Source organism: Micromonospora sp. C28ISP2-4, assembly GCF_030519385.1.
Classification (GTDB): domain Bacteria; phylum Actinomycetota; class Actinomycetes; order Mycobacteriales; family Micromonosporaceae; genus Micromonospora; species Micromonospora tulbaghiae.
In genome coordinates, this window is record NZ_JAUMKG010000006.1 from 379,790 (window position 1) to 398,268 (window position 18,479).

The 18,479-nt window shown below is 72.0% G+C and carries 16 protein-coding genes; 9 read left to right on the forward strand and 7 right to left on the reverse strand.

Going from position 1 to position 18,479, the window contains the following annotated elements; all coding sequences use genetic code 11:
* Nucleotides 1-29: 29 nt before the first annotated feature.
* Together Q3W68_RS22740 and Q3W68_RS22745 are read right to left on the reverse strand one after the other, a co-directional pair.
* Nucleotides 30-812: a DUF2470 domain-containing protein gene (locus Q3W68_RS22740; protein ID WP_302907378.1), complete on the reverse strand. Its 783-nt coding sequence runs from the start codon at nucleotides 810-812 to the stop codon at nucleotides 30-32.
* A 151-nt stretch (nucleotides 813-963) separates the two neighbouring features.
* On the reverse strand, nucleotides 964-1,260 hold the full coding sequence (locus Q3W68_RS22745) for a DUF1540 domain-containing protein (RefSeq protein ID WP_302907379.1): 297 nt from the start codon (nucleotides 1,258-1,260) through the stop codon (nucleotides 964-966).
* A gap of 592 nt (nucleotides 1,261-1,852) precedes the next feature.
* On the opposite strand from Q3W68_RS22745, the gene Q3W68_RS22750 reads away from it, so the two are divergent.
* Complete coding sequence (locus tag Q3W68_RS22750) at nucleotides 1,853-2,152, forward strand: hypothetical protein (protein WP_302907380.1); 300 nt, start codon at nucleotides 1,853-1,855, stop codon at nucleotides 2,150-2,152.
* Nucleotides 2,153-2,167: 15 nt separating this feature from the next.
* Nucleotides 2,168-2,431, forward strand: coding sequence for a VanZ family protein (locus Q3W68_RS22755; RefSeq protein ID WP_302907523.1), 264 nt, complete (start codon nucleotides 2,168-2,170; stop codon nucleotides 2,429-2,431).
* A 94-nt stretch (nucleotides 2,432-2,525) separates the two neighbouring features.
* On the opposite strand, the gene Q3W68_RS22760 is transcribed toward Q3W68_RS22755, so the two are convergent.
* The gene (locus tag Q3W68_RS22760) at nucleotides 2,526-5,246 is read right to left on the reverse strand and encodes a sugar-binding protein (protein WP_302907381.1); all 2,721 of its coding nucleotides are present in this window, start codon (nucleotides 5,244-5,246) and stop codon (nucleotides 2,526-2,528) included.
* Nucleotides 5,247-5,769: 523 nt separating this feature from the next.
* Between Q3W68_RS22760 and Q3W68_RS22765 the strand changes: the two genes are divergently transcribed.
* From Q3W68_RS22765 to Q3W68_RS22795, 7 genes are all read left to right on the forward strand, one after another.
* Nucleotides 5,770-6,918 carry an ROK family transcriptional regulator gene (locus Q3W68_RS22765; protein ID WP_302907382.1) on the forward strand — a complete coding sequence of 383 codons (1,149 nt, stop codon included), beginning with the start codon at nucleotides 5,770-5,772 and terminating at the stop codon, nucleotides 6,916-6,918.
* 235 nt (nucleotides 6,919-7,153) lie between these two features.
* Nucleotides 7,154-8,206: an extracellular solute-binding protein gene (locus Q3W68_RS22770; RefSeq protein ID WP_302907383.1), complete on the forward strand. Its 1,053-nt coding sequence runs from the start codon at nucleotides 7,154-7,156 to the stop codon at nucleotides 8,204-8,206.
* Between the two features lie 61 nt (nucleotides 8,207-8,267).
* Nucleotides 8,268-9,341, forward strand: a complete 1,074-nt coding sequence (locus Q3W68_RS22775; RefSeq protein WP_302907384.1) for an ABC transporter ATP-binding protein — start codon at nucleotides 8,268-8,270, stop codon at nucleotides 9,339-9,341.
* Nucleotides 9,338-11,086: an iron ABC transporter permease gene (locus Q3W68_RS22780; RefSeq protein WP_302907385.1), complete on the forward strand. Its 1,749-nt coding sequence runs from the start codon at nucleotides 9,338-9,340 to the stop codon at nucleotides 11,084-11,086. The genes Q3W68_RS22775 and Q3W68_RS22780 overlap by 4 nt, the downstream gene beginning before the upstream one ends.
* A complete protein-coding gene (locus Q3W68_RS22785) occupies nucleotides 11,074-11,895 on the forward strand; it encodes a creatininase family protein (protein ID WP_302907386.1) in 822 nt (273 codons plus the stop codon). The genes Q3W68_RS22780 and Q3W68_RS22785 overlap by 13 nt, the downstream gene beginning before the upstream one ends.
* A gap of 47 nt (nucleotides 11,896-11,942) precedes the next feature.
* Nucleotides 11,943-13,397, forward strand: coding sequence for an argininosuccinate lyase (locus tag Q3W68_RS22790; RefSeq protein WP_302907387.1), 1,455 nt, complete (start codon nucleotides 11,943-11,945; stop codon nucleotides 13,395-13,397).
* A gap of 95 nt (nucleotides 13,398-13,492) precedes the next feature.
* The gene (locus Q3W68_RS22795) at nucleotides 13,493-14,392 is read left to right on the forward strand and encodes an ROK family protein (RefSeq protein WP_302907388.1); all 900 of its coding nucleotides are present in this window, start codon (nucleotides 13,493-13,495) and stop codon (nucleotides 14,390-14,392) included.
* Between the two features lie 120 nt (nucleotides 14,393-14,512).
* Here the strand turns inward: Q3W68_RS22795 and Q3W68_RS22800 are convergent, their stop codons facing one another.
* From Q3W68_RS22800 to Q3W68_RS22815, 4 genes are all read right to left on the reverse strand, one after another.
* Nucleotides 14,513-15,370 carry a CoA ester lyase gene (locus Q3W68_RS22800; protein WP_302907389.1) on the reverse strand — a complete coding sequence of 286 codons (858 nt, stop codon included), beginning with the start codon at nucleotides 15,368-15,370 and terminating at the stop codon, nucleotides 14,513-14,515.
* Nucleotides 15,371-15,912: 542 nt separating this feature from the next.
* A complete protein-coding gene (locus Q3W68_RS22805) occupies nucleotides 15,913-16,497 on the reverse strand; it encodes a TetR/AcrR family transcriptional regulator (protein WP_302907391.1) in 585 nt (194 codons plus the stop codon).
* Between the two features lie 60 nt (nucleotides 16,498-16,557).
* Nucleotides 16,558-17,283 carry an ABC transporter ATP-binding protein gene (locus tag Q3W68_RS22810; RefSeq protein ID WP_302907392.1) on the reverse strand — a complete coding sequence of 242 codons (726 nt, stop codon included), beginning with the start codon at nucleotides 17,281-17,283 and terminating at the stop codon, nucleotides 16,558-16,560.
* Nucleotides 17,280-18,410, reverse strand: a complete 1,131-nt coding sequence (locus Q3W68_RS22815) for an ABC transporter permease (protein ID WP_302907393.1) — start codon at nucleotides 18,408-18,410, stop codon at nucleotides 17,280-17,282. The genes Q3W68_RS22810 and Q3W68_RS22815 overlap by 4 nt, the downstream gene beginning before the upstream one ends.
* Nucleotides 18,411-18,479: the final 69 nt, after the last annotated feature.

Here is an 18,479-nt window from a genome sequence, read left to right on the forward strand (position 1 = left end):
TGCGCGGGCGGGCGATCCGATTGCGGACCTCAGCGGACCAGCGTCCGTAGCGCCTCGGTGAGTGCGGCGGCCGCGACGACCGGCGCGCGGAAGGGCAGCCGGATGTCGATGTGATCGTCCGGACGCTCCGCCCGCAGCACGATGCCCTCGGCGTCGAGCGCGACCGGGACGATCCGCGTCGCGTCGGCGCTGACGGCGGGATCGACGAGCGTGCCGAGCCGGTCGAGGACGTCGCGGTGGCACCGCGACAGGTGTGCGAGGTGGGCGGCCTCGTCGACGGCGATCGGATCCGGGCGGGCGGCACGATACGCGTCGAGGTCCACCGCGACGGGATCGGCTGCCCGGTCGATGACGACCTCGTCCGGCGCGATCGACCACAGCGCCACCGGAGGCAGGTCGAGCAGCGACATCACGGTGGCCGGATCGCAGGCGTCGAGGGCGGCCGGGTCGAACCGGCGGGCGGTGCCGAGGATCCGCAGCCGGGCGCGCACCCGGGAGCGCACGGCGACCGGGGCGAGGTGGGTCACGTCGAGGCGTACCGCGCCGCTGTGGCCGCGCGCGGCGACGAGCAGGCCGCCGGTGCGGCTCATCGCGTCGACCGCGAGGACGACCGTGCCGTCGGGGAGCACGGCGTGGGCGGAGAGGAGGTCGGCGGTGGTGTCGCCGAGCGTGAGCCGCAGCGAGTAGGCAGCGCTCAGCACGCACCGGGCGGCGACGGCGTCGCGGGGCGTGGAGGGGAGCGCCGACAGCCCTGCGGCGACCGGGGCGACGCCGGCCGGCGAGGCCGGGCGCCCGGCGGGGTGCAACGCCATGTCTGTCTCCTCGGCCGGAAGGGGTGAAGTCGGCCCAGGTCAGACGGTAGTAGGTAAGGCTTACCTGTGCAACGGCGGGTCGGGTGCCGCAGACGCGGTACGGGTCACGACGGTGACCGTCGTGACCCGTACGGACGTGCCGTCCGGTTTGTCAGGCGGGCTGGTAGGTGAGGCAGTCGCTGACCGTGGCGCCCGGACCGACCGTGATCGACTCGGCGGTGCAGGCGAGGTTGGTGTTGAACACGCACTCGGCCCGCGCGCACGCGCCCACCGCGCCGGTGACCTCCTTCATCCCACCGCTGAGCGACGACTCGACGAACGTCGCGCAGGAGGCCGCGTCGGCGGTCGCCGCCACGGTGATCGCGGGAGCGTGACAGCCGTTGTCGTTGAAGCTGCACGCGGTGGCGGCGCATTCACGTACCGGCGGAGACTGCAACAGGGTCTTCATGGTGCCTCCAAGTCATGCGGGCCGGCGAACGTGAACGGCCGGCCTCGTCGTGCTCGAATGCCATCTCGTATTTGCCGTGCGGCCGGGTGCTCAAACCCGTCGGCCGTCAGTGCGGATCATGCTCACCTTAACAACGGAATGCGGGGTTGGCAGCCGTACGGTGCCGTTTCCACGCCGAATACCGAAGCACGAAGATAAGGCTAACCTTGGTTAGGTGAGTCTTTCCTGGCTCACCGGCACGGCGAATGCCGACGCGCATTTTGTGGCCGCCGGACCAGGGCTCACCTGCAAGGACGCCGCTGTCGCTCCGGGGTTCGCCGATGGTGCATCGGGCGGGCGTGACGCCGGTGGGTCCGGCGCGGCTTACGCCATTCGGGTCCCGCCGGAATGAGGTCCGGGAAATCAGCTGATCGGCGGGGATTCGGCGGTTCGGCCGGGCGGTGAAATGCGAATCCGGTGGCAGGAAGGGCGGGCGCCGCAATCGCGATGTCCTCCGGGCGGGGGCCACCTGCCGGCGCGGCCGTGGCACCCTGAGCGGACCGCGGGCCCGGTGCGGGCCCTGCGGATCCGGGGTGGGACGGGTGGAGGCGGCGTGACCGAGGGGTGGCACGGCTGGTTCGGCACGATCAACGGGGTCGTGCTGCTCACGGTGGCCGCGTTGCCGGCGGCCGCGCTCGTGGTGTGGCTCCTGGCCCGCCGGCGCGGCGGCACGCGGCCGGCGTGGCGCAGGTCGCTGGCCGAGGTGGGCATCGTCTACGGGACCGTGCCGTGGGTCTGGATGATCATGCTGCCGGGGGACGGCGCCGGCGTGGTTCCCGGCCGGGTGAGCCTGGTGCCACTGCGGGACCTGCTCACCGTCCTCACGGGCGGGCCGCTGACTGTGACGGTCTAGATCGTCGGCAACCTGCTGGTGTTCGCGGCGCTCGGGCTGTTCGCCCCGCTGCGGTTCGCGGCGCTCGCGTCGATGCCCCGGATCCTGGCGCTCGCGGCCGGCTGCTCGGTCCTGGTCGAGGTCGCGCAGTACGCCCTGCGGCTGGACCGGGTGTCCTCGGTCGACGACGTCCTGCTCAACACCGCCGGCGCCGGGCTGGCAGCGCTGGCGTCGCGCCGCTGGTGGCGCGAGCCGGCCGGGGTGTCACCGGCCGCCACCGGTCCGGCGCCGGTTCGCTGAGCGGGGCGCGGCGCGTGTCACGCGGACGGCACGATGGGCCGGGCCTGCCGGCCCGGCCCATCGCGTGCGTCAGGTCGACGCGTTCAGTGGCCGCTCAGGAGATCTTCTCGGCCAGAGCGGTGGTGGCGCCGCCGTGCTCGTACGAGACGAGCAGCGAGGTGCCGGCCGGAAGGTTCCCGCTCAGCGGCAGGACGAGGGTGCCGTCCTTGCGCAGCTCGGCCTTGGCGTCCGCCACGACCCGGGTGCCGTCCCAGAGGAAGGCCCGGGCGGTGCCGGCCTTCTTCACCTGGAGCTGAACGGACACCTTGCTCGCGCTGCGGGTGACCTTCTTGATCTTCACGGTGTTGCCCGCCAGCTTGGCGTAACCACCCGGTGCGACCCCGTCCGAGACGGACTGCAGCAGGGTCTGCGGCGAGTCCACGCTCAGCGCCGCGGTGTCGGGCATGATCGGAGCCTTCGGCGCCGACGGCTTCGCCGGCAGGTCCGGCAGGAGCGCGTTGCCCCAGCGCCACGGGTCGGCCCGCACGCCGCTCCAGGTCGACCAGCCGACCCGGGTCTGCGAGCTGAGGTCCTGCGTGTCCGAGTCGTTGACCAGGATGTTCAGGCCCATCCGGCTCGGGTCGATGGTGTCCGGCAGCACGCTGAACGGAATCTTGACCTCGATCCGGTAACCCGTGTACGGGTTGCTGGTCACCACGGAGGCGATCTCCACACCCGGCGCGGTCTCCGGACCGCCCTGGTGGTTGTCCCGCTCCCGGGCGAAGCACGGCGGGTTCCCGTTGGCCGGGTCGTTCGTGGCCGGGAAGAGCGCCATGTTGAACACGGTGGAGGTGTTCGCCGAGTTGCCGCGCGGGTCGATACCGAACTCGATGTTGTCGTTACGCCGCGGACGCTTGCAGTCCTCCGGCGGCAGGACGGTGCCGAGCACGTCATCGGTGATGTTGAAGATGGCGTACAGGGCGTCGTCGGTGTGCGTCAGCTGGGCGGTGCCGGAGATGTCCGACGCCGGGGCGGCGGTGCCCTCCCAGCGGGTCGAGATGTCGATGACCTCGCCGGTGTACTCGTGGTCGTGCCCGTGGCCGTCCACCGTCGGCGCGGTGGCGGCCTTCGGGATCGTGGTGGTCGGCACCAGGTTGAACACGCCCGGCTCGTTCGCGCTGCCACCGGTGTAGCTGGTCTCGATCTGCACCCGGTAGGCGCCGTCGTTCGGCGCCCGGTTGGCCGTCGGCAGCGACGTGTCGGTGTTCGTGACGGTGAACGTCACCGAGGTGCTGGCGCCCGGCTGCAGCCCGCTGTACGGCACCTGCTGCTCGGCCACCGAGAAGCCGGCCGGAACGTTCAGCTTGACCGCTCCGGACTCGACCCGGGTGCCGTGGTTGGTCAGATTGACCGCGATGCTCCGGGTGCCACCGCTGGGGAGGCTCTGCAGGGACTCGATGAGCGCGTCGAGCTGCTGGGTCTTGTTCCGCACGGTCCACGCGCGGAAGTCGGCGATCTCCTCCAGCGGCGCCAGGGTGCCGCGCACCGGAGCGGTGCCCTGCACTCGGGCGCTGCTGGTGCCGCTGCCGTCCTTCTTACTGGTCAGCGTGGCGTTGATCTTGAAGCGGGTGCCGACCTCGACCTGTGCGGGCGGGGTGACGGTGAAGGTCTTCACGACCTCCTTGCCCGGGGTCAGCGTGCCGACGTTGCCGTTGCCGCTGACCGTCCAGCCGGCCGGGACGTCCAGGGTGACCTTGGCACCCGGGATGGCCTTCTCGGCGTAGAGGACGGTGTCCACCTTGATCGGCAGGCCCGCGACGGCCTCCCAGGCGCGCGGACGCACGTGGACCTCGGTGCCCAGCGGCAGGCCGCCCGGAGCGCGCAGGGTGGCGCCCTGGAGCGCGCCCGTGCCGGCGCCCACGTTCGGGTCCGGGTACGGGGTGCGGGTGTCGATCAGCGTCAGCCGGTTGCAGCCGATGGCGTCCGGGTTGGTCGTCGGGAAGGAGCTGTTGCCCCAGCCCTGCGACACGTACTCCCGGCGGGCCCAGGTCTGGACCGTGTTCCACCGGTTGCCGTCGTGACGCGCCGACTCGTACCCCTGCCAGGTGCCGAAGATGACGTTGCTGGCCTCGGCCGGCGTGAACGTGGTCTCACAGGCGGGGCCGTTGGTGCCGGTGGTGCCGCTGCCACCGGTCTGGAAGATGCGGGAGACCCGCCAGGGCTGGAGCCCTTCCTTCTTGATCTGCTCCGGGAACGCCTTGGGGTCGGCCGCCGCGTAGAAGGCCTCCACGGCCAGCATGGCCGCCTTCTGGTGGTTGCCGTGGTTGCCCTGGGTCGCCGAGGGGTTCATCGTGAGGATGACCTCGGGCTTGGTGGTCCGCAGGACCCGCACGATCCGGGACAGCGTCTCCTGGTGGCCCCAGACCTCCTCGGTCAGGGGGGCGCTGGCGGTGTACCAGAAGTCCAGCGCGTCCAGGTTGTAGATGTGCTCGATGCCGGCCCAGCCGACGGCCTTGCGCTCCTCGGCCTCCCGCAGGATGCCCAGCTCCGGGCCCTCCTCGAGGCCGGTGGCGTTGCCACCGCCCTCGCCGCGGGTGGTGGTGATGACGCCGGCCTTCATGCCGTGATACTCGTTCCAGTATCCGAGCATGCCGAGCTGGCCTGCCTCGTCGTCCGGGTGGGCCCCGATGAACATGATGTCCAGGTCGACCGGCTTGTCGGACTTCTTGGCCTGGGGCTTCGGTGCTGCTTGCTGGGGGTTGGCCTGGGCCGGAGTGGCCAGGCCCAACGACAGCAGACCGCACATGGCGATCGCTGCGCTGGTGCGCCATCTCATGGGCATACCTCTTCGTCTCGAAGCGAGAGTGCTGCGGCTGGGGACGGTCGGCCCGGCACGGGCCGGCTGACACGTGGCTCGTGCCGGGCCGTGATGCAGACAGCTGTCCACTGAGGACTGTCAGGTCCTCGGGGGTCGTGGTGCTCGACAACGGGATGGTGGTGCTCGCGCACCGTCACGGGGTGAGCGGTACGCACGGTGGTGACGTCGGTCCACCGGAAGGCCTTCGGGCCGTAACCTAGGGATCTTGCGGAGGCGTCGTCAATAGCTCTGGACGACTTTCTTCCTTATCCGAATAAACGATCGTGCCTGCTCAGGGCGATCACCGAGAGGCTGGCCATGACACGGAGGCAGCCTTTGTCCAGGTTTGGCACCCCAATGTGGACCGTAGGGCTCGGTTTTGCGCGTCATGTCGGGCTGGCCCCGGCCCGACCGGCTTGTCGGTCGCAGAATTTTCCCTGGTCGGCGGACCGAGATCATCTCGTTACTTGACTGCAGAATTTTTTCTCACTAGGAAGAAAGTGTGTCTGACAAAGCCCCGACCAGCCCGGTCAGCCGTGAGCGGTCCCGTGAGATCAAGCGTCTCTCGGTGATCTTGGCCGCCCGGCAGGCCCGGCGGCTGTCCCGCGTGGACCTGGCCGAGATGACCGGTCTCTCGGCGGCCACTGTGACCGCGCTCGTGCGGGAACTCGTCGCCGAGGGCTACCTCATCGAACGCGGCCCCGGCGCGCCCACCACCGGCCGGCCCCGGGAGATGCTCGAGTTCAACCCCCGAGCCGAGCTCGTCGCGGCGGTGTCGCTGGAGCCGCCCCGGATCAGCTGCGAGATCGCCGACAGCGAGGGCGCGGTCATCGCGCACCGCGTCGCGCGGCTCGGCGCGAACGTGGTGGAGACCGTCTGCGAGTTCGTCCTCGACCTGGTCGGCGACAACCTCCCGTCGCTGCGCGGTGTCGCGATCGCGGTGCCCGGCGTGTCCAGCGACGGCGCGGTACGCCTCGCGCCGTCGGTCGGGCTGGTCGAGGCGTGGCCGATCGGCGAATCGGTGCAACGGCGGCTCGGCGTACCGGTGGTCGTCGACAACGACGTCAACCTCATGGCCGCCGGCGAGTGCGTCGCCGGCGCCGGCGCGGACGTGGCCAACCTGCTGCTGATCCACGTCGCCGACGGCATCGGCGCCGGGCTCGTGCTCGACGGCAAGGTCCGCCGCGGCGCCAGCGGAGCCGCGGGCGAGGTCGGCTTCCTGCCGCTGGGCGGCGCGACCGAGCGCCGCTACAGCGGCGTCGGCGAGTTCGAGGCACGGTGGTCGGTCAACGCCATCGCGGAGCGGGTCGTCGCGCTCAACCCGGGCCGCCGGCCCGAGTCGCCGGTACGGGAGCTGAGCCGGCTCGCCGCCACGTCGGCGCCCGCCCGCGACTACCTCGACGAGGTCCTCGGCGCCTGGGCCGGGCTCATCCTCTCCTGCGCCTGCGTGGTCGATCCGGGGCTGGTGCTGCTCAGCGGCGCCGCCGCGGAACTCGACGACCCGGCGCTCGACCAACTTCAGACCCTCGTCTCCGCCCGGACCCCGGCACCCACCGAGGTACGCCGGGCCACCCTCGGCGACCAGGCCGTGCTGCACGGAGCGATCAGCTACGCGCTCTCGGCCGCGGTGCCCCGACCTTCGCTTCCCTGACCCCTCGACCCCCCCGCCCCCGACAACCACCACCGTCACCGCCACCGTCGCGGCGACCGCGTCCCCACACGGGACGACCGGTCGCGGCGCGGTAGGGCGCGCCCCGGTCCGGCGCGCCACCCGCTGACATATCGACCCCGTCCCGGGGAACCGGCGAACCCGCCGGCGCCCCTGGTCGGGATCGCACACCGTCTTTTCCCGCTTCCGATAGTTCCCCCGCAAAGTGGAGGTACCAATGAAACGTCGTTTGGCCTTGGCCGTCGCGTTCAGCGCGCTGCTGGCCGTCAGCGCGTGCGGCAGCAGCGACGACGACAAGGACGCCGGCTCCTCCGGCTCCGCGTCGGCCGAGAAGGTCGTCATCTACAGCGCCCGCGACAAGTCGGTCACCGACTACGTCGTCGAGCAGTTCACGACCAAGAACCCCGAGTACAAGGGCAAGGTCGAGGTGCTCAACATGGGCGCCCAGGAGGTGCTCGAGCGGGTCCGCGCCGAGAAGGCCAACCCGCAGGCGTCGGTCTGGTGGGGCGGCACCCAGCAGGGCCTTGCCGCCGGCGCGTCCGAGGGCCTGCTGGAGGCCTGGCAGCCGTCGTTCGCCTCGAAGATCGACGCACGGTACAAGGACGCCGAGGGCCGCTGGTTCGGCGAGATCCTGCTGCCCGAGGTCATCATGTACAACAACAAGGCGCTGACCCCGGAGACCGCGCCGAAGGACTGGGACGACCTGGTCGACCCGAAGTGGAAAGACAAGATCATCATCCGGGACGTGGCCGCCTCCGGCACCATGCGCTCGATCTACGCCTCGATGATCCAGCGCTTCACGGCCGACGGGTCCAACCCGCAGCCCGGCTACGACTGGCTGCGCAAGCTCGACGCCAACACCGTCGAGTACGCCGCCAACCCCAGCGACCTCTACCTGAAGATGTCCCGTGAGCAGGGCGTGGTCAGCGCCTGGAACCTCCAGGACATCCTGCTGCAGGCCAACGAGAAGATGCCGTTCGGCTACGTGATGCCGGCCTCGGGCGCCCCGGTGCTCGTCGACGGCGTGGCCGCGGTCAAGGGCGGCAACAGCGAGGGCGCGAAGAAGTTCCTCGAGTTCCTGTTCGACGACTCGCTGCGGGCCAGCCTGGCCAAGGACTACTTCCAGATCCCCGCTGTCGACATCGCCGAGAAGCCCGAGTGGCTGACCAAGCTCGACCTCAAGCCGATGGACGTCGACTGGGACGTGATCGGCAAGAACGAGACCGCCTGGATCACCCACTGGAACGCCCAGATCAAGGGCAAGGGCTAAGACGCTCGGAACCGGGCCGTGCTCCGGCACGGCCCGGCTTCGTCCTGGAAGGACCCACGAAATGATCGATGTCCGACTGACGGCGGTCAGTAAGCGCTTCGCCAAGTCGAGCGACTCCGCGGCGGTCGATGACGTCACCGTCACCATCGGAGCCGGCGAGTTCTTCACGCTGCTCGGACCGAGCGGTTGTGGTAAGACGACGACGCTGCGCATGGTGGCCGGCTTCTACTTCCCGACCTCCGGTCACATCCACTTCGGCGACGACGACGTCACGCACTGGACCCCGAACAAGCGGGGCACCGGCATGGTGTTCCAGAACTACGCGCTGTTCCCGCACATGACGGTGGCGCAGAACGTCGCGTACGGGCTCAAGGTCCGCCGGGTCTCCCGCGCCGACCAGGCCCGCCGGGTGGAGGAGGCGCTCGCCCAGGTGCACCTCGCCGGGTACGGCGACCGGCGCATCGACGCGCTCTCCGGCGGCCAGCAGCAGCGCGTCGCGCTGGCGCGGGCCCTGGTGATCCGCCCCCGCACCATGCTGCTCGACGAGCCGCTGTCGAACCTCGACGCGAAGCTGCGCGAGGAGACCCGCGCCGAGATCCGGCGCATCCAGCGGGAGAGCGGCACCACCTCGATCTACGTCACGCACGACCAGGCCGAGGCGATGGCGATGTCGGACCGGATCGCGGTGATGGAGTCCGGCCGGGTCCAGCAGGTCGGCACCCCGCACGAGGTCTACTACCAGCCCGCGAACGCGTTCGTCGCCCGGTTCATCGGGCGCAGCAACGTGCTGAGCCTGCCGGTGACCGGCGCGGCGGAGCAGCGCGTCCAGGTACGCCTGCCCGGCGGCGCCACGATCGAGGTCGGCGCTCCCGCCGGTCACGGGCTCACCGAGGGCGACACCGCACTGGTCTCCGCGCGCCCCGAGCACATCGCGCTCGGCGGCGACGACGACACGGCGGCCATGCGTGGCCGGATCAGCCACGTCGAGTTCACCGGCATGGCCACCCACATCACCGTCGACGTCGACGGCGACGAGGTGATGGCCGCACTGGTCGACGCGCCGGCCGGCATCCAGCTCGGCGACGTCGTGGGCCTGCGGCTCGTACCGGAGCGGCTCTGGGTGGTCAAGCCGTGACCGCTGCGACCCCGACCGCCCCCGGCTGGGCGGCGGCCCTCGGCCGGCGCCTGACCGGCGGAGCCGGCTCCCGATGGTTCCCCTACCTGCTGGTGCTGCCGCTGGTCCTGGTGCTCTGGGGCTTCGTCGTCCAGCCGATGTTCGCCACCTTCCGCGAGAGCGTCAGCGCCAACGGCAGCGACAACTACCTCCAGTTCCTCTCCTCCTCCGGCGTGGCCCGCGAGTCGCTGTTCACCTCGCTGTTCATCTCGGCGGCGAGCGTGCTGCTCTGCGGCATCGTCGGCGTGGCGATGGCGTTCCTGCTCAAGCGCTTCCACTTCCGCGGCCGGCGGCTCATCGAGGCGTTCATCCTGGTGCCGGCGGCCCTGCCGCCGCTGATCGGCGCCGTGTCCTTCCAGCTGCTCTACAGCAACATCGGCATCGTGCCGCGCGGCCTCCAGGCGCTGCTCGGCACCGACAAGCCGGTCCTGGCCTTCGACGGCATCGCCGGCGTGCTGGTGGTGCACACGTTCACCATGTACCCGTTCTTCTACCTGGCCGCCTCCGCGGCGCTGGCCGGGATGGACCCCTCGGTCGAGGAGGCGGCGTACAACCTCGGCGCGGGCCGGGTGCGCGTGTGGCGCACCGTCCTGCTGCCGATGCTCACCCCGGCGCTGATCTCGGCGTCGCTGCTGGTCTTCATGACGTCGCTGGCGTCCTACACCGCGCCACTGCTGTTCAACGTCAGCCAGACCATGACGATGCAGATCTACATCAACCGCACCAACGGCGACCTGCCGATGGCCTCGGCGTATGCCTCGGTGCTCGGCATCGTCTCGATCATCTTCCTGCTGGCCATGCGCTGGTACGAGGGACGGCGCAACTACCAGTCGCAGTCCAAGGGCATCTCGGCGGTCCGGCGGGAGATCACCAACCCGATCGGCCGCTGGCTCGCCCCGCTCGCCTCGGTGCTGGCCACGCTGGTCCTGCTCGCCCCGGTCGGCGCGATCGCGCTCGTCGCGTTCTCCGCGGACCGGTCCTGGACCACCGAGGTGCTGCCGCCGACGTACACGTTCGAGAACTTCGTCACCATCTTCACCGACCCCAAGGCGTTCCAGCCGATCCTCAACTCGGTGCAGATGAGCCTCATCGCGGTCGTGGGGTGCGTGGTGATCGGCGTGCTCATCGCGTACGCCGTGCGGCGGCTGAAGTTCGTCGGCCGCGGCCTGCTCGACGTGGCCGTGATGATCGCCTGGGCGCTGCCCGGCACGGTCGTGGCGATCAACCTGATCTCGGCGTTCAGCACCGGCAACGCGTTCAGCTTCGGGCAGGTGCTGGTCGGCACGTTCTGGATCCTGCCGCTGGCCTACTTCGTACGGTTCCTGCCGATCGTGTTCCGGTCCAGCTCCGCGACGCTGGCGCTGATCGACCCGTCGCTGGAGGACGCGGCGCGCAACCTGGGCGCGTCCTGGCTGCGGGCGTTCTACACGATCACCGTTCGGCTCATGCTGCCCGGCGTGCTCGCCGGCGCGCTGCTGGCGTTCGTGCACGGCGTCGGCGAGTTCGTCGCCTCGGTGCTCATCTACACCTCGTCGACGGTGCCGATCTCGGTGGCCATCAACAACCGGATGTACAGCTTCGAACTGGGCACCGCCGCCGCCTACGGCATGCTCCAGGTGCTGCTCATCTTCGTGGTGATGTGGTTCTCCGGACGGCTGGAGAGCAGCCGGACCGCGACCCGGAGGGCCGAGCAGTGGACGAACTGATCGAGCGGTGGCGGACCGGGGGAGGGCTGCTCCCGGTCACCCGGGTACCCGGGCACGCGTTCGCCGCCGTGACCGAGGCGGCCGACCTGGCGGTGCTGCCGGTCGGCGCCGTCGAGTGGCACGGTCCGCACCTGCCGATCGGTACCGACCTGATCCTGGCCGAGGGCTTCGCCGGGGAACTGGCCACCGGGTCCGCCCGGGCGGTGCTCTTCCCGGCCACGCCGTACGCCGCCTGCCCCGGCCAGACCCGGCAGTGGCCCGGCACCGTGGCGCTGCGGCCGGAGATCGCCGTCGGCTACCTCGCCGACGTGCTCGCCGGCATCGTCGAGGCGGGCTTCACCCGGGTGCTCGTGGTCAACGGGCACGACGCCAACATGTCCACCGTCCGCGCCGCGATGGAGTGGGTGTCCGGGCGGCACCGGGCCAGCATGATGCTGGTGAACTGGTTCCAGCTCGTCGGCCCGGACGAGACGGCCGAGATGTTCGGCGAGCTGCCCGCCCGCGGGCACGGCGGCGCGTACGAGAGTTCCGCGGTGCTCGGCTTCGACCCGGCCGCGGTGCGCCTGGACGCGGCACCGGACCTGCCGCCCAAGCCGAAGCTGCCCACCCCGTACCCGTACGTGCTGGTGGAGTCGCGGCCGGACCCCTGGCAGGGCTGGTCGGGCCACATCTCGCTGGCCGGCGAGGAGGCCGGCGGCCGGATCCGCGCCACCGCCGGCGCACGCCTGCGCGAGCTGGTCGGGGCGTGGCTCGCCGCGCCCCTGCCCGGGCCGCCCGGCGCCGACGGGACCGACCGGACGACCGGATGACCACGCGCGGCACGCCGCACGACAACGCACCACCTCGGGAGGCCACCATGAGCCCGTCACTGACCGTCTACCAACAGCACCATCTCCGCGTCGTGTTCGACCACCACGTCGCCCACCTCTACCCGGCGATGGTCACGGCCAGCAAGGCCCACGTCGTCATGCTCGCCGAGCAGGGACTGATCTCCGACGAGGCCGCCGCGACGATGCTGCGCGGCCTGGTCGCCCTCACCGGCGACCGGCCCGAGGAGCTGGAGTACGACGGCAGCGTCGAGGACGTCTACTACACGCTGGAGAAGCGCCTCGCCGCCGCGGCCGGCATCGAGGTGTCGCAGCTGAGCGTGCAGCTCGCGCGCAGCCGCAACGACCTCGACGCCGGCGTCTTCCGGATGGTGCTGCGCGACCAGCTGCTCCAGGTGCTCGACGCGCTGCTGGCCACCGGCCGGACCGTGCTGGACCGCGCCGACCGGCACGCCGACGTGGTCGTCACCGGCTACACGCACCGCCGCCCGGCCCAGCCGACCACCATCGGGCACGTCTTCGCCGGCTACGCCGAGGCGCTCGCCGGCGAGGCCGCCGCGTACGCCGACCTGCTCGACGAGATGAACCGCTCGCCGCTGGGCTCCTGCGCCTTCGCCGGCACCGACCTGGACATCTCGCCCCGCCGGCTGGCCGACCTGCTCGGCTTCGACCAGCTCATCGTCAACTCGTACGAGGCGGTGGCCGGCGCCGACCACCTGATCCGGGTCGCCACGCTCAACGCGCAGGCGCTCGCCACCGGCGCCCGCCTCGCCCGCACCCTGATGGACTGGCTGAGCTGGGGCTGGGTGGTCACGCCCGGGGAGTTCACCCAGGGCAGTAGCATCATGCCGCAGAAGCGCAACCCGGTGGTGCTGGAACACCTCGTCTCGATGGCCGGCGCCGCCGCGGCCGACGCGGCGAGCGTGCTCAACAACGTCGGCGCCGCCTGGTGGGAGGACTCGAACAACGCCACCACCGACGTGCAGGCCCGGCTCTGGGAGGGCGACGACCGGGCGTACCGGTTCTTCTCCCTGCTCGGCGGCCTGATCGAGAAGCTGGACCCGCAGCGCCCGCCGTCCGGTGAGGAGATCGTCGCCTCCGGCGCAACCACCACCGCGGCGGCCGACGCGCTGGCCCGCCACGGCGTGCCGTTCCGGGGCGCCCACTCGCTGCTCGGCCGGCTGGTCCGCGGCGGCGCGCCCGCGACCTGGACCGAGGAGCTGGTCCGGTCCACCGCCGCCGACCTCGGTCTGACGCTCGACGCCGCCGCGGTACGGGACCTGCTGGCCGCCGCGGTCCGCCCGGAACTCGTGCTGCGCCGCGTCCAGGCCGACGGCCCCGGCGAGGCGGCCGTCCGGGACCAGGTCGGACGACTGTCTACAATGCTCGACGGGGTGCAGGAGCGGGCGCAGACGTTGCGCGAGCGGCTGACCCGTGCCGACGCGGCACTCGCCGAGGCGGTCGCGGCGAGGGTAGGCCCGTGACGGGGCGGCAGACGCAGCTGGCCGTGGTCGCGGACGTCGTGTCGCGGCGACCACGTGATCTGGACCGACGGCCCGAAGGGCGATCTGACATCACCATGGAACGACCGGCAAACCCACGCCTGCTCGGCATCGACTTCGGCGGCACCAAGATGGCGATCGGCGTGGGCGACACCGACGGCCGGCTGCTCGTCTCCGAGCGCCTGCCCACGATCGCCGAGCAGGGCGCGCAACAGGCCCTCACCCGGGCGTTGGACCGGGCGTGCGAACTCGCCGAGCAGACCGGCGGAACGATCGTCGCGGCCGGCATCGCCTCGCCCGGCGTCGTCCACGACGACGGCATCGAACTGGCGCCGAACGTGCCCGGCTGGGAGCAGTTGCGGCTGGCCGACGCGGTCCGCGCCCACCTGAACCTCGCGCACGTGCGGGTGACGAACGACCTGAAGGCCGCCGCATACGCCGAACTGCGGCTCGGCGCGCTGCGGGACGCCGATCCGGGACTCGTCGTCGGGCTCGGGACCGGTGTCGCCGCGGCGGTCACCGTCAACGGCGAGGTGCTGCCGGGCCGCCACGGCGCGGCCGGCGAGATCGCCTACGGACTGACCGACCTCAGCTGGCCGCCCCGGCTGGAACCGATGCTGGAGGCGACGTTCTCCGGCCGGGCCCTGGACGAGCTGGCGCAGCGGCTCGGGGTGGACGGCCGGGCCGCCGGCCTGTGCGCTGCCGCGGAGCAGCCCGGCCCGGTACGCGATCAGCTCCGCCTGCGCGTCGACGAGCTGGCCCGCCAGCTCGTCACATGCTGCCTGCTGCTCGACCCGCAGCGGATCGTGCTGGTCGGCAGCGTCGCCGGCAACCACCTGGTGCGGGAGCTGCTGACCGAGCGGCTCACCCACACGCTGCCGTACCCGCCGGAGATCGTGCTGTCGGGCTTCGCGCAGGACGCCGCGCTGCTCGGCGCGCTCGTCATGGCCACCGAGGCCCAGCCCGCGGTGGTCTGACCGGAACCACTGGAAGACGCCGCCGGGCGGGGCGCACGGGAGCGCCCCGCCCGGTTCGCGCCGGCCGGCTCAGGCCGGGGAGCCTGCCACCTGTCGACGGTCCCCGCCCGGCGTCACGCGTCAGCCGGTGGACGCCTCGGCGCGGCGCACCACCTCGGTGGCGGCACGCACCACCGCCCGGTCCAGCAGCCGCCCGTCGGCGTCGGTGGCCACCCCGGAGCCGCCGCGTTCGGCCCGCTCCAGCGCCTCCAGCACGGCCCGGGCGGAGGCCACCTCGGCCTCGGTGGGGGTGAACACCTCGTTGATCGTCGCGATCTGCCCGGGGTGGATGGCGCTGCGCGCCCGGAAGCCCTGCCGCAGCAGCGCCCGGGTGGTCCGCTCCAGCCGTTCCGGGTCGCGCAGCGTCGTCTCCACCGGCCCCACCGCGGGGGCGATGCCGGCGGCCGCCGACGCGACGACGACCTGAGAGCGGATCGGGGCGAACTCCGCCCGGTCCGGCCCGGGCTGCAACCCCAGCTCACCGGCGAGGTCCGCCTCACCGAGGCCGAGCCGCAGCACCCGCGGCGCGGCGGCCACCCGCGACGCGGTGAGCACGCCCCGGGCGGTCTCGATCAGCGCCACCACCCGGAACGCCGGGGCGTCCGGGCCGAGTCGCCGCTGCACCCGGGTCAGCGCGGCGTCGACCTCCGCGAGCAGCTCCGGCTCGGCCTTCGGCACCCACACCCCGGCCGCCGCGGGGGAGAGCACCTCGACGTCCGCCTCGACCTGGTCGCTGTTGATCCGCACCCACAGCCCGGGGCCGGACGGCGCGGCGGCGCCCAGGAACCCGGCGACCGTCTCCCGGGCGTGTGCCTTGCGAGCCGGCGTGACCGCGTCCTCCAGGTCGAGCACGAGCGCGTCCGCGCCCCGCCCGGCCGCCTTGTCCAGCAGGTCCGCCCGGTCGCCCGGCACGTACAGGTAACTGCGCGCCACCGCCATCAGTCGTTCCTACCGCGCCGGCAGCGCAAGTGCGGGCACATTGTTCGCTAGTCCGAAGGGTGCGTCGGGACGAAGACCCGGTTCCGCAGTGTGAGACGACCGAGCCGGGTGGCGGAGAGAAGAGCGAGAAGCTTGTCGTCGGGCATGCCTCGGACTTCCTGTTTCGGGCCGCACTCGGCGAGGCCGAGAGCGTTCGGAGGAACCGTACGCCGTTCGATTGAGTGGAGCGGTAGGGTGACACCGGTCTCCGTCAACGGCCTACTGATCGGCAACTTGGCCCGATGCAATTCCTCTGACCTGCTGTTCCACTGGGCGGAACGCAAGCCGGTGAGTTTTGTCTATGCGCCGCTCGATCGTTCGGCCGTCCGGCAGGAACGACAGTGCCGCCGACCGGCTACCGGTCGGCGGCGTGCGGCGATCATCCGGACAGGCCGGTCGGCACCGTCCGGTTCGGAGGGACCGCCGCCATTCGGGGGTCGCGCCGGCATGCGGCGGGGCCGAGGGCGGCGGTCAGGGCCGCGGCCGCGTGGCGGTGGTAGAGGTCAGGCCGCGTCCGGGCGCAGGTACGGGGTGAGCAGCTCGCGGCCGAGGCCGGTGGCGGCCGTGAGGTCGAGACCGTTCTCGATCATCCGGCTGAGGGCGTAGACGACCGACTGGACGAGCTCCGCCATCCGGTCCGGGTCGCTCGCCCCGTGCTCGGTGAGCGCGGCGCGCAGCGGGGCTTCGAGGCTGTCGTGCAGCAGCCGGCTGGAGGTCGCCAGCACGTCGCTGTTGCCCGCCGACGCCAGCGTCCGGGCCAGTGCGTGGTCGCCCCGGGCAACCAGTTGCAGGTTGGCCTCGACGTACGCCAGGATCCTCGCCCCCGGCGTGCGGGCCTCGGCCATCTGCTTCTCGACGAAGGCCGACCACCGGGGGAAGGTGTCGGCGACCAGCACGTCGAACATGTCGGTGCGGGACTTGAAGTACGAGTACGCGCTGGACCGGGCCAGCCCGGCGTGCCGGGCGACGTCGGCCAGGCTCGGAATCTGTTCCGGGTGCTCGGAGAGCAGGGCGCGGGCGGCGTCGAGCAACGCCGCCCGCTGTGCGGCCCGGTGTTCCGCGACGGTCGAGGCTTGGATCTTCGGCACACCGACCTCCCCGTGTCTCCCGCCGCCCGTGTCCGGCCCGCGTCGCTCCCTGGTCGTCGGTCAGCTGCTGGTGGCGAGCTTGCCGTCGATCATCTCGTAGATGGTGTCACAGTATTGCAGCACGTCGTGATCGTGAGTGACCATCACGACGGCCACCGAGCGCTCCCGCGCCTCCTGGGCGAGCAACTGGACGATGTCGTGGCTGCGGGCCCGGTCCAGCGCCGCTGTCGGCTCGTCCACCAGCAGCACCGAGGGTTCGGTCATCAGCGCCCGGGCGATGCCGACGCGCTGGCGCTCGCCGCCGGAGAGCTGGTGCGGCCGGCGGTCGGCCTTACCGGCCAGGCCGACGTGCGCGAGCATCTCCAGCGGGTCGCGTCCGGACCGCTCCCGTCGCCCGCCCAGCCGCAGCGGCAGGCGCAGCTGGTCGGCGGCGGTCAGCGCGGGAAGCAGGTTGCCCGACTGGAACACGAAACCGACGTGCCGGCGGCGCAGCTCGGTGCGTGCCCGGCGGCTGGGCACGGTCATGTCGTGCCCGGCCACTGTGACGGTGCCCTGGTCGGGGCGGGCCAGCCCGCCGGCGACTGCGAGCAGGCTGGACTTGCCCGCGCCGGAGGGCCCGACGATCGCGGCCAGCTCGCCCGGCGCCACGGTCAGGTCGACGTCGTCGAGCGCGTGCACGGTCTCCGCGCCGTCGCCGTGCCGCAGGTGCACGCCGCGCATGACCAGGCCGAGGTCGGTCGCCGTGGTCCCCGGCGTCGCGGGGGACGGTGTGGTCCGGCTGCTCATCGGTTGCCTCCCAGGGCGGTCGCCGGGTCGATGGAGGTGAGACGGACGACGGCGGCTCCCGCGCCGACCAGACCCAGCACGAGCAGTCCGGCCGCGGCGGCGGCGATGCTCTGCGGGTGCAGCGCGAACGGGACGTTACCGCCGGAGATCAGCGCGCCGAGGCCGAGACCGATCCCCATGCCCACGGCGATGGCGAGGGCGAGCAGGATCAGTGCCTGGGTGAGGGCGTCGCGCAGCACCCAGCGGGTCGAGGCACCCAGTGCCCGCAGAACGGCTACCTCCTGCTTGCGCTGGATCGCCCAGACCGCGAAGAACGCGCCGGCCACGAGCGCCGAGATGGCGTACAGGAAGCCCTGGATCAGCTGGAGCGTGGTCGTCTCGGCGGTGTAGCCCGGCGAGGCGCCGTACGACTCGTCGAGCGTCAGGCTCTCCGTACCCGCCGCCTTGTCGCCTGCGGCGAGGTCCACGGAGTCGCCGTCGGCCGCGCGGACCGCGACGGCGGTGATCTCCTGGGTCGCCTGCGCCGGCACCTGCGCGCCGGCCGGGGTGCCGGACTTGACCGCCTGCCACGTGGCCAGCGGCACGTACGCCACGTCGACGTGACCGAAGGTGTCCTGCTGCTCGGTGACGCCGACGACGCGCAGCCGCGTGCCCAGCCGGTCCACCGTCACGGTGTCGCCGACGCGCAGGCCCGCGTCGATGGCGGTGGGGCTCACCACGATCCCGTCCGCCGGGCCGAGCCGGTCGCCCTCGCTGACGGCGGGCGACAGGAACGAGTCGGTCTCGACGCCGAACAGGGCCAGGTCGACCTCGGTGCCGCCGTCGGTACGCCCGTTGACGAGCGTGTTGCCGAACGGGGCCGCCTCCGCCACGCCCGGCTGGTCACGCCAGGTGTCCACCGCCGAGGCGTCCACCACGCTGCGCGAGAACGCCGAGTCGTGCTGCACGCCGTGTGCGAAGGCGAACGAGGTGACCGGCAGGTTCTGCAGGCCGGAGACGCCGTCGCGGACCAGCCCGACGGACAGGCCGGACAGCATCACCATCAGCACCGAGATCAGCGCGATCACGGCCCCCATCAGGGCGAATCGCAGCCGCGCGAACCCCAGCTCGCGAATGGCCAGGAACATCAGCCGCCACCTCTCAGACTTGTCGACACCATGTCGTCATGTTAACAACGCGGTGTCGGCAAAAAGGGC